The organism is Cellulomonas biazotea (assembly GCF_004306155.1).
Lineage (GTDB): Bacteria > Actinomycetota > Actinomycetes > Actinomycetales > Cellulomonadaceae > Cellulomonas > Cellulomonas biazotea.
Genome location: NZ_BIMR01000117.1, coordinates 17,969 through 28,188, shown reverse-complemented (window position 1 = coordinate 28,188; position 10,220 = coordinate 17,969). Strand labels below are relative to the sequence as shown.

The 10,220-nt window shown below is 75.4% G+C and carries 14 protein-coding genes; 10 read left to right on the top strand and 4 right to left on the bottom strand.

Translation table 11 applies throughout. From position 1 onward, the window contains the following. The 4 genes from CBZ_RS09170 to CBZ_RS09155 form a co-directional block, all read left to right on the top strand. Positions 1–781 (top strand): acetate--CoA ligase family protein (locus tag CBZ_RS09170; RefSeq protein WP_174768651.1); only part of this gene is annotated, 781 nt, incomplete at its 5' end. A 62-nt stretch (positions 782–843) separates the two neighbouring features. Then, on the top strand, positions 844–1,425 hold the full coding sequence (locus CBZ_RS09165) for a DUF5998 family protein (RefSeq protein WP_130781260.1): 582 nt from the start codon (positions 844–846) through the stop codon (positions 1,423–1,425). Further along, the gene (locus CBZ_RS09160) at positions 1,425–2,612 is read left to right on the top strand and encodes an alkaline phosphatase family protein (protein ID WP_130781259.1); all 1,188 of its coding nucleotides are present in this window, start codon (positions 1,425–1,427) and stop codon (positions 2,610–2,612) included. The genes CBZ_RS09165 and CBZ_RS09160 overlap by 1 nt, the downstream gene beginning before the upstream one ends. Before the next feature lie 2 nt (positions 2,613–2,614). Beyond that, the gene (locus tag CBZ_RS09155; protein WP_130781258.1) at positions 2,615–3,286 is read left to right on the top strand and encodes a thymidine kinase; all 672 of its coding nucleotides are present in this window, start codon (positions 2,615–2,617) and stop codon (positions 3,284–3,286) included. A gap of 22 nt (positions 3,287–3,308) precedes the next feature. Here the strand turns inward: CBZ_RS09155 and sepH are convergent, their stop codons facing one another. Further along, positions 3,309–4,379, bottom strand: a complete 1,071-nt coding sequence (gene sepH / locus CBZ_RS09150) for a septation protein SepH (RefSeq protein WP_130781257.1) — start codon at positions 4,377–4,379, stop codon at positions 3,309–3,311. Positions 4,380–4,510: 131 nt separating this feature from the next. Here sepH and CBZ_RS09145 point away from each other — a divergent pair, with 131 nt between their 5' ends. Together CBZ_RS09145 and CBZ_RS09140 are read left to right on the top strand one after the other, a co-directional pair. Continuing rightward, positions 4,511–5,377: an inositol monophosphatase family protein gene (locus CBZ_RS09145; protein WP_246013196.1), complete on the top strand. Its 867-nt coding sequence runs from the start codon at positions 4,511–4,513 to the stop codon at positions 5,375–5,377. 161 nt (positions 5,378–5,538) lie between these two features. Next, a complete protein-coding gene (locus CBZ_RS09140) occupies positions 5,539–5,838 on the top strand; it encodes a DUF4193 domain-containing protein (protein ID WP_013771304.1) in 300 nt (99 codons plus the stop codon). Between the two features lie 133 nt (positions 5,839–5,971). On the opposite strand, the gene CBZ_RS09135 is transcribed toward CBZ_RS09140, so the two are convergent. Then, positions 5,972–6,466, bottom strand: coding sequence for a DUF3093 domain-containing protein (locus CBZ_RS09135; RefSeq protein ID WP_130781255.1), 495 nt, complete (start codon positions 6,464–6,466; stop codon positions 5,972–5,974). On the opposite strand from CBZ_RS09135, the gene dut reads away from it, so the two are divergent. The 4 genes from dut to CBZ_RS09115 all read left to right on the top strand — a co-directional run bounded on the left by dut (position 6,465) and on the right by CBZ_RS09115 (position 8,906). Beyond that, entirely contained in the window at positions 6,465–6,977 is a 513-nt protein-coding gene (gene dut / locus CBZ_RS09130) for a dUTP diphosphatase (protein WP_165446713.1), read from the top strand. The genes CBZ_RS09135 and dut overlap by 2 nt on opposite strands. A 69-nt stretch (positions 6,978–7,046) precedes the next feature. Continuing rightward, entirely contained in the window at positions 7,047–7,769 is a 723-nt protein-coding gene (locus CBZ_RS09125; protein ID WP_130781253.1) for a DUF3710 domain-containing protein, read from the top strand. Next, positions 7,766–8,134 (top strand): OB-fold nucleic acid binding domain-containing protein, encoded by a 369-nt coding sequence (locus tag CBZ_RS09120; RefSeq protein ID WP_130781252.1) that lies wholly within the window; start codon positions 7,766–7,768, stop codon positions 8,132–8,134. The genes CBZ_RS09125 and CBZ_RS09120 overlap by 4 nt, the downstream gene beginning before the upstream one ends. Position 8,135: 1 nt before the next feature. Then, positions 8,136–8,906, top strand: coding sequence for a DUF3159 domain-containing protein (locus CBZ_RS09115; protein WP_130781251.1), 771 nt, complete (start codon positions 8,136–8,138; stop codon positions 8,904–8,906). Here the strand turns inward: CBZ_RS09115 and CBZ_RS09110 are convergent. Next, on the bottom strand, positions 8,839–9,513 hold the full coding sequence (locus CBZ_RS09110; RefSeq protein ID WP_130781250.1) for a potassium channel family protein: 675 nt from the start codon (positions 9,511–9,513) through the stop codon (positions 8,839–8,841). The two genes, CBZ_RS09115 and CBZ_RS09110, sit on opposite strands and share 68 nt — an antisense overlap. After that, positions 9,510–10,160, bottom strand: coding sequence for a potassium channel family protein (locus tag CBZ_RS09105; RefSeq protein ID WP_130781262.1), 651 nt, complete (start codon positions 10,158–10,160; stop codon positions 9,510–9,512). Before CBZ_RS09105 ends, CBZ_RS09110 begins: the two co-directional genes overlap by 4 nt. Positions 10,161–10,220: the final 60 nt, after the last annotated feature.

Here is a 10,220-nt window from a genome sequence, read left to right as displayed (position 1 = left end):
CGGCCGGCCCCTGCACCCCGACGGCGCCGACACCCGCGCCGCGCGCCGGCTCGTCACGTCGTGGCTCGCGGGCGACGCGCGCGCGGACGGGCTCGACCTCGACCCCGCCCGGACCGCGGCGCTCCTCGCCACGGTCGGCGTCGCGGTGCTGCCGTCGTTCCCGGTGCAGGACGCCGACGAGGCCGTCGAGGTCGCGACCCGGATCGGCTGGCCCGTCGCGCTCAAGACGACCGTCCCCGCCCTGCGCCACCGCGCCGACCTCGGCGGGGTGCGGCTCGACGTCGAGGACGAGCCCGAGCTGCGCGCCGACGTCGCGCAGGTGCTCGCGCTCGCGGCCGCGCACCACGACCGGTCGGACGGCCCGCCGCTCGAGGTGCAGGCGATGGCGCCGCACGGGTCGGCGTGCGTCGTGCGCTCGAGCGAGGACCCGCTGTTCGGGCCGATCATCAGCTTCGGGCTCTCCGGCGACGCGTCCGACCTGCTCGGCGACGTCGCGTACGGGGTCCCGCCGCTGACGGACGTCGACGTCGCGGAGCTCGTCCGGTCCGCCCGGGCGGCGCCGCGGCTGTTCGGGTACCGCGGTCTGCCGCCGCTGGACGTCGCGGCGCTCGAGGACGTCATCGCGCGCGTCGCGGTGCTCGCCGACGACCTGCCCGAGCTGCGCTCGCTCGAGCTCAACCCGGTCGTCGTCTCCGAGCGCGGGGCGGTCGTGCTGGGCGCCCGGGCGACGCTCGCGCACGCGGACCGCGCGGACGCGACGCGGCGCCTGCAGCGGGCGTGACGCGCCCGCGACGCCACACCGCGGGTCCGGACGGCGGCACGCACCCGGAGTTCGGTGGGAGGATGGGCGCCGTGCCAGCAGTATCTGACGACCTGCGCGACGACCTGCACCGCGCCGGCTACTACCCGGAGCTCGTCGCCGACGTCCTCGACGTCGCCATCGCCGACGAGCCCGTGGTGGCCCACCTCGTCCACCTCGAGACGACGTTCGACGCCGCCGAGGTCCGTCGACACGTCACCGTGCTCGCCCTGACCCCGACGCGGCTCGTCGTCGCGCACGTGGACGACCAGGCCGCGGACTCGGAGAACCCGTCGCCCAGCGCGTCGGCGACGACCGAGGCGGTCCCGATCGCCGAGCTGCGCTCGGTCGCGCTCACGCACGTGGTGCCGCGACCCGAGGAGCACCAGCCCGGCCGGCCGCCCGTCGAGCTGACGCTCGCGATCGGCTGGGGCGCGGTCTCGCGTGTCGACCTCGAGCCCGCCACGTGCGGCGACCCCGCGTGCGAGGCGGACCACGGGCTGACGGGCACGCTCACGCCGGACGACGTCGTCGTGCGCGTGAGCGCCGCGGCCGAAGGCGAGGACTCGGTCCGCGCCGCCGCGGCGTTCGCGCGCCGCCTGTCCGCCGCCAGCGCGCAGCGGTGATGGCCGACCGACGGGCCGGCACCGGGACCCGGGTGGTGGAGGTCCCCGCGGACGCCGACCTCGTCGTGCCCGGAGGACCGGAGCCGACCCTCGCGTCGCTGCTCCCCGCGGTCGCGGGCGCGCTCGGCGGCACCGTGCCGGGGACCACCGACGACCGGCTGGGCCTGCCGACCGCCGACCGGGTCTGCGTCGTGCTGGTCGACGGGCTCGGCTACGTCAACCTCAGCGAGCGTGCGGGTCACGCGCCGTTCCTGCGCGGCCTCGTCCGCGAGTCGGCGCCGCTGCGCAGCACGTTCCCGTCGACGACCGCGACCGCGCTCGGGAGCCTCGGCGTCGGCGCGGCCCCCGGCAGCACCGCGATGCTCGGGTACACGGTCCGCGACCCGGCGACGGGCCGCCTCGGCAACCTCGTCTCCTGGACGGACCTCCCGCCCGCCCGCGCCTGGCAGCCTGAGCCGACCGTCTTCGAGCGGCTCGTCGCGCAGGGTGTCGCCGTGACGAGCGTCGGCCCCGCGCGGTTCGCCGGCTCGGGGCTCACGGAGGCCGCGCTGCGCGGCGCCACCTACCGCGCCGCCGAGCCGCTGGCCGCGCGTGTCGACGCGACCCTCGACGCGCTGCGCCGGCCCGGTCTCACGTACCTGTACTGGGGCGACGTCGACAAGGCGGGCCACCACCACGGGTGGGGCTCCTGGCAGTGGGGCGACGCGCTCGCGGAGGCCGACGCCGAGCTCGCCCGCCTGGCGCGGCGGCTGCCGCGTGGTGCGCTCCTCGTCGTCACGGCCGACCACGGCATGGTCGACGTCGACCGCGCGGCTCGCTGGGACGTCGCGACGCATCCCGTCCTCGGCCAGGACGTCGCGCTCGTCGCGGGGGAGCCCCGCGCGTCGCACCTGCACCTCGTCGACGGCGCCGACCCGGACACGGTGGCCGACCGGTGGCGGTCCGTCCTCGGCGACGCCGCCGTGGTCCGGACCCGTGACGAGGCCGTCGGGGCGGGCTGGTTCGGCACCGTGGGGGAGCACGCGCGGCGGGTCGTCGGCGACGTGGTCGTCGCGATGACAGGACGGGCCACGGTCGTCGACTCCGCGACGCAGACGCCCGCGTCGCTCGACCTCGTCGGGGTGCACGGCTCGCTCACCCGGCACGAGATGCTCGTGCCGTTCCTCGTCGTGGGTGGAGGCGACTGACCGTGGCGGAGCTCGTGTTCTTCTCCGGGACGATGGACTGCGGCAAGTCGACGCTCGCGCTGCAGATGCACCACAACCACGCCGCGCGCGGACGCGACGGCGTGCTGTTCACCCGCAACGACCGGGCGGGCGCCGCGACGATCTCCTCCCGGCTCGGGCTCGTGCAGCAGGCCGCGGAGGTCGCCGACGGCACGGACTTCTGGGCCGAGGTCATCGCGCGCCGCACCCACGGGCGGCCGGTGGACTACGTCATCGGCGACGAGGCGCAGTTCTACACGGCCGCGCAGGTCGAGCAGCTCGCGCGCGTCGTCGACGAGCTCGAGGTCGACGTCTACGCGTTCGGCATCTCGACCGACTTCCGTGCCCGCCTGTTCCCGGGCTCGGCGCGGCTCGTCGAGCTGGCCGACCGGGTCGAGGTCCTCCAGGTCAAGGCGCTGTGCTGGTGCGGGGCGCGCGCGACGCACAACGCGCGGACCGTCGGCGGCGTCATGGTCGTCGAGGGTGCGCAGGTCGTCGTGGGCGACGTCCAGGCGGGTGCGGGGGAGGTCGGCTACGAGGTGCTGTGCCGACGCCACCACATGCGCCGGATGACGGCCGCGACCGCCCGGGCCGCGTCGCCGTCCACGGCGACCCTCTCGACGTCCGCCCAGGGCACCCTCGGCGTCGGCGCCTGACGGGCGGCCGACGCGGGGCGGGTCACTCGGGCTTCGCGCCGAAGACGATCTCGTCCCAGCTCGGCACCTTCGCGCGCCCCTTGCGCGACCGCGGTCGGTCCGCGGCCTCGACGGGCGGCTGCTCGTCGGCCACGACGGGCGTGGGGGCGGGCTCGGGCGGTGCGGCGGGCGTCGGCACCGTCGGCGTCTTCTGCCGGGGCTGCAGCACGACGGCCTCGGCGACCGGGTCGGCGTCGAGCGGGTGCGCCCCGGGCACGTCCGCGTCGTCCCGGCCGAAGTCGAAGGCGTGCTGCGGGCCGAAGCCCTCGAACTCCTCGTCCTCGCCGTCGACGTCGAGGCTCTGGCGCACGCCCCGGCGGGTCCGCAGCTCGTCGAGCAGGTCGTGCGTCTCCTGCTGCGGGTCCGGCTCGGGCTCGGGCGCGGCGACGTCCTCGGTGTGCGCGATGCTGCCGTCGTCGCGGAAGTCGAACACGACGTCGCGCACCGCGGCGAGGTGGCGGCGCATCACCGGCTCGTCGGGCAGCTCGGTCTCCGACAGCCAGCGGGCCTCGTCGTCGTCGGCCACGACCGTGCGGCGTCCGGCGTCGAAGATCCAGCGAGCCTCACGGTCCTCGTGCGGCCCGTCGCCGACGCGGAAGCGCGCGAGCACCACCCACGGGCCCGACGCCTCGCGGGCGGAGTCCCAGGCCAGGGATGCGAGGTCGACGCCCCGCGCGGCCAGCCGGTCGGTGACGAGGTCGCCCAGCGTCGGGGCGCCCGCGTCGCGGCCGACGCGCGTGCCGCGCGCCTGCTCGGCGACGTACTCGCGCTCCGCGAGGACGGGGCCCTCGTAGCGGCGCACGTTCTCGACGGGCAGGCCGGAGGAGTCCGCGACCTCCTGTGTCGTCGCGCCGGCGCGGATGCGCGCCTGGATCTCCCGAGGGCTCAGCGTCGCCGCGCTCTCGGCGCGCAGCTGCTCGAGCTGCGGCCGGTCCCGGCGCACGGCCGCGCGGAGCGGCTCGTCGATGCGCAGACGGAACCGCTCGCCCCCGGGGCCGACGAGGACGAGATGCTCGCCGTCCTCGTGCAGACCCTCCAGCTCGAGCTCACCCATGTCGACCTCCCGGTACCTCGGGGAGAGCCTGCCACCTCCGGGCCCGGGTTGTGCGGATCCGGGGCGGTGAGCCGCGGCACGTCCCGGTCCGGCGTCGCCCCGGACGCCTCGCGGCGGGCAGGATGGGCGGGGTGGACACTCCCCGCGCCCTGCCCCTGACCACGTCCGACGTCGCCGAGCTGGTCGAGGTGGCCGAACGGCTGGCCCGCGAGGCGGGCCGTCTCGTGCACGAGGGACGACGCGCCGGTGTCGACGTCGCTGCCACGAAGTCCAGCCCCGAGGATGTCGTCACCGCGATGGACCTCGCGTCCGAGGCGCTGCTGCGCCGGCGGCTCGCCGAGCTGCGCCCCGGGGACGGGATCCTCGGCGAGGAGCAGGGGTTCGTCCCCGGCACGACGGGCGTGACGTGGGTCGTCGACCCCATCGACGGGACGGTCAACTACCTGTACGGCATGCCCGCGTACGCCGTGTCGGTCGCGGCGGTCGTCGGGCCCGCGGGCGACGACGGCCGCGCCCCGGACCCGGCGACGTGGACGGTCGTCGCGGGGTGCGTGCACGCGCCCGAGGACGGCCGGACGTTCCGCGCGGGCCTCGGGCTCGGGGCGACGCTCGACGGTCGCGCGCTGCACGTCCAGGAGCCGCGTCCGATGGCCGGTTGCCTGCTCGCCACGGGGTTCGGATACCTGGCCTCGCGGCGGCGTGCGCAGGCGCGCGTCCTCGCCGATCTGTTGCCCCGAGTACGTGATATCCGTCGCATCGGCTCGGCCGCCCTCGACATCTGCAATCTGGCCGCCGGGCACCTCGACCTGTACTACGAGCGCGGGCTCGCGCCGTGGGACCTCGCCGCGGCCCAGCTCGTCGCGCTCGAGGCCGGGGCCCAGGTCAGCGGCCTGCGTGGTCGACCCGCGGGGCCGGACATGACGGTCGTCGGCTGGCCCGCCCGCGCGACCGAGCTCCGAGGGCTGCTGGAGGCCCTCGACGCCGACAGCGACGGGTGAAAACGCTCCCAGAAATCGGTTCGTCGAATGTGGTCACGTGTCCGTGTTCGCACTCGGGTCAGATGTGGTGCACAATCCTCCGCGCGTGGGAACAAATCCCAGGACCTGTGCATTGATCCCGCGTACGAGAATCCATCTGACGACGGAGTGTGACGCCACTCATGGCTACCGACTACGACGCCCCGCGCAAGACCGAGGAGGACCTGAGCGAGGACTCGCTCCAGGAGCTCCAGGCCCGGCGCTCCGACAAGAACTCGGGCGTGGTGGACGAGGACGAGACCGAGGCTGCCGAAGGCTTCGAGCTCCCGGGCGCGGACCTGTCGGGTGAGGAGCTCTCCGTCCGGGTCCTTCCCCGGCAGGCGGACGAGTTCACCTGCTCCCGCTGCTTCCTGGTGCACCACCGCAGCCAGCTCGCCTACGAGCGTGACGGGGCACCTGTGTGCTCCGAGTGCGCCGCCTGAGCCGGTCTGCACCTGACCACGTCGGCCGGCCGTCCCGCACCGCGGGCGGTCGGCCGTCGCGCGTCCGGGCACGGTCCGCACGTCGGGCCGAGCCCTCGCCCGGGGCCGAGCCCTCGGCTAGGGGCGGGTCCGGTCAGCGAGACCGGGCCGCCGCGGCGAGCGCGCGCGCCAGGTCGTCCGGCCGACGCGTCGAGACGAGCCAGTAGGGCGTCGGGTCCTGCGGGTCGTCGAGCTCGACCCGCACGGCCGTCCGGATCCACCCGCGCAGGCAGACGTGCGCCCGGGCGTCGAGACGCGGCCCGAGCTCCTCGCGCAGCGTGGGGGCGTCGAGCACCGTGACGTCGCCCAGCAGGGTCACCGGGATCCGCGCGCTGCCCGCCCGCAGCTCGCCGCCGGCCACCGCGACGGTCGGCGTGAGCAGCACTGCCGCGGTCACGCCCGCCACGACCGCGACACCCGCGACCACGGCAGCGAGCGTGGCGTCGACGGGCACGAGCACCACGCCGAGCAGCAGCGTGAACGCGACGAGCAGCACCCACCCCCACGGGCCCGGCCACAGCCGCTCCGACCAGGCGGCGGCGGGGACGCCGACGGGCGCGGCGGCAGGTCGGGGGGAGTCGTCGGGCATGCCCCCAGCATCCCATCCGGGGGAGGTAGGGTCGGGCCCCGTGACCGCCGAACCGCCCGTCGAGGTGCTCCTGCTCCGGCTCGACCCCGACCTGCCCGCGCCGGCCTACGCGCACCCCGGTGACGCCGGTGCCGACCTCGTGGCCCGCGTCGACGTGGTCCTCCCGCCGCAGGGCCGCGCGACGGTGCCGACCGGCGTCGCGATCGCGCTGCCCGACGGCTACGCGGCGTTCGTGCACCCGCGCTCGGGCCTCGCCGCGCGGCACGGGCTGACGATCGTCAACGCGCCGGGCACCGTGGACGCGGGCTACCGCGGGGAGATCGCGGTGACGCTGCTCAACACCGACGCCGAGCACCCGATCGAGCTGCACCGGGGCGACCGCATCGCCCAGCTGGTCGTGCAGCGCGTCGACCGGGCGCGGTTCGTCGAGGTCGAGCAGCTGCCCGGGTCGCACCGCGGCGAGGGCGGCTTCGGGTCGAGCGGTGGCTGGAAGGCCGCACGCACCGGCTAGGTCGTGGTCCGGCTCGGGACTACTGTCGACAGGTACGGCGCGCGCGTGCGCGCCGAGGAGGAGTGTGTCGTGGCTCTGTTCCGACGCGGCGGCAAGGACACCGCCGCCGACGACGTCGTCGAGGCCGAGGTCGTCCCGCAGGACGGCACCGCGGGCCCGCAGGAGACGGACGTCCCCGCCCGCACGACCGGCCCGTGGGACGCGTCCGAGGTCACCGACGACCTCCCGCGCGTCGACCTCGGGGCGATCCGCCTGCCCGGCCTGCCGGGCATGGAGCTGCGGATGGAGATCGACAAGGCGACCGACGTCGTGTCGGCCGCCTCGGTGCTGCTCGACGGCTCGTCGCTGCAGGTGCAGGCGTTCGCCGCGCCGCGCAGCGAGGGCATCTGGGACGAGATCCGCGCGGAGATCGCCGAGTCCGTGACGTCGCAGGGCGGCGCGGTCGACGACATCCCCGGGCCGTTCGGTCGCGAGCTGCTCGCCCGCCTCCCTGTCAAGACGCCCGAGGGGCGCACGGGTCACCGCCCGGCACGGTTCATCGGCGCCGACGGCCCGCGCTGGTTCCTGCGGGGCGTCATCACCGGCAAGGGTGCCGTCGAGCCCGGTGCCGCGGAGGCGCTCGAGCAGCTGTTCGCCCGCATCGTCGTCGTGCGCGGCACCGACGCCCGTCCGCCGCGCGACCTGCTCGCGCTGCGGCTGCCCGGCCCGGCGCAGGCGCCCGCCGCCGCGGAGCCCGAGAAGCCGTCGTTCGACCCCCTGACGCGCGGCCCGGAGATCACGGAGACCCGATGAGCCTCAAGGAGCGCCTCCGCAAGGTCGTCGCCTCGCAGGCGGAGATCGAGGCCGACGAGGAGCGTGCGGACGCGCTGCGGTCCGTGGGCTGCACGGCCGTCGAGAGCCTGCCGCACCGGACCCGCGCGAGCGTGTCGGGCGTCATCCGGTCCGTCGTCCTGCGGCCGCGCGAGGGCGTCCCGGCCCTCGAGGCGGAGCTGTACGACGGCAGCGGTGCGCTCGACCTGGTGTGGCTGGGTCGCCGCGAGATCGCCGGCATCGCGCCCGGACGACGCGTGCGCATCGAGGGCCTCGTCTGCCTCGTCGACGGCCGGCGGACCGTCTTCAACCCCAGGTACGAGCTGCGGCCCCGGCCGGGGGAGTGACGTGCCCGAGGAGCAGCGGCGCACGCCGCACCCCGAGCCCGTCGAGCGCACCCTCGACACGGTCGACGACGTCGTCCCCCCGGAGGAGGGCGGCGCGCGCGGCATGAAGGCGATCACCGCGCAGGAGTTCTCCGCGCTCGACGCGCTGGGCGGTGTGCGCGGGATCGTCGAGTCGGTCGCGCCCGGGCTGCTGTTCGTCGTCGTGTACCTCGCGGCGGGGCAGCGGCTCGTGCCCGCCCTGGTCGCGGCGCTCGGGGCGGCGGCCGTCGCCGTCGTCGTCCGGCTGGTGCAGCGCACCCCGGTGACCCAGGCGTTCGGCGGGATCCTCGGCGTCGGGATCGGCGCGTTCATCGCGCTGCGCACCGGTCAGGCCGAGGACTACTTCGCGTACGGGCTGTGGGTCAACGTCGCGTACCTCGCCGGCACGCTCGTGTCGATCCTCGTCGGGTGGCCGTTCGTCGGTCTGCTCGTCGGTCTGTTCGCCAAGGACGGCCCGGTGACGGGCGGCAGCTGGTCGGCCGCGGTCGCGTGGCGCGACGACTCCGTCCTGCGCCGGCGCTACGCGCTCGCGACCTGGCCCTGGGTCGCCGTGTTCGGCCTGCGGCTCGCCGTGCAGGTGCCGCTCTACCTGTCGGCCGAGGTCGCCTGGCTCGGGACCGCGAAGCTCGTCATGGGCGTGCCGCTGTTCGCCCTCGCGCTGTGGGTCAGCTGGCTGCTGGTCCGTGGGTCAGGAGCACCTCGAGAGCCTTCTCGTCCGCGTCACGACCCGTGACGAACAGAAGCTCGTCGAGACCCTCGAGGGTGTCGTCCGGGCTCGGGGCGATCGGGCGGGCGTCGCGCACGATGCACGCGAGCACGGTGTCGGCGGGCCAGTCGATCTGACCCACGCGGAGCCCTGCGAGCGGCGAGTCGCCCGGCAGCGTGATCTCGAGGATGTCCGCGCGGGACTGGTGGAACGTGAAGATCCGCACCAGGTCGCCGACGGTCACGGCCTCCTCGACCATCGCCGTCATGATGCGCGGCGTCGACACGGCGACGTCCACGCCCCACGCCTCGTCGAACATCCACTCGTTCTTCGGGTTGTTGACGCGCGCGACCGTGCGGGGCACCCCGAACTCCGTCTTCGCGAGCAGCGCGATGACGAGGTTGGCCTTGTCGTCGCCCGTGGCCGCGACGACGACGTCGCACTCGTCGGCCCGGACCTCCCGCAGGGTGGGCAGCTCGCACGCGTCGGCGAGCAGCCAGTCCGCGTCGGCGACCTGCGCGACCCGCATCGCGGACGGCTGGCGGTCGATGAGCGTGACGTCGTGGTCGTGGCCGAGGAGCTCGCGCGCGATCGAGCGGCCGACCGAGCCCGCGCCGGCGATGACGACCCTCACTCGGTCACCACCGGGGCGTTCGTGAGGGTCCTCTCGACGTGGGCCGCGTCGTCGGCCCGGAGCAGCACGTGCACGATGTCGTTCTCCTGCAGGACGGTGTCGGTGGTCGGCAGGACGCCCTCGCCGTAGCGGGTGAGGTACGCGACACGCATGCCGACGGTCTCCTCGATCGAGCGCAGCGTGCGCCCGATCCAGCCGGGGTGCACGTCGACCTGCGCGAGCTGGATCTGCCCGGAGGCGTCCCGGTACTCGTCGGTCGCGCCCATCGGCAGCAGCCGGCGCAGCACCTGGTGCGCGGTCCACCGCACGGTCGCGACGGTCGGGATGCCCAGACGCTGGTAGATCTCGGCGCGGTGCGGGTCGTAGATCCGGGCGACGACGTTCTCGATGCCGAACGTCTCCCGCACGACGCGCGCGGCGAGGATGTTCGAGTTGTCGCCGTCGGACACCGCGGCGAACCCGAACGCGTCCTCGATGCCCGCCTGCGTGAGGGTGTCCCGGTCGAAGCCCATGCCGGTGACCTTGTTGCCCCCGAAGTCGGCGTCGAGGCGACGGAACGCGTCGGCGTTCTGGTCGATGACCGCCACGGAGTGGCCGTTGCTCTCGAGCGACTGCGCGAGCGACGCGCCGACACGGCCGCAGCCCATGATCACGAAGTGCACAGGGCGTCACGCTATACCCGCGAGCAGGCCTCCGGCGGCGCGGGA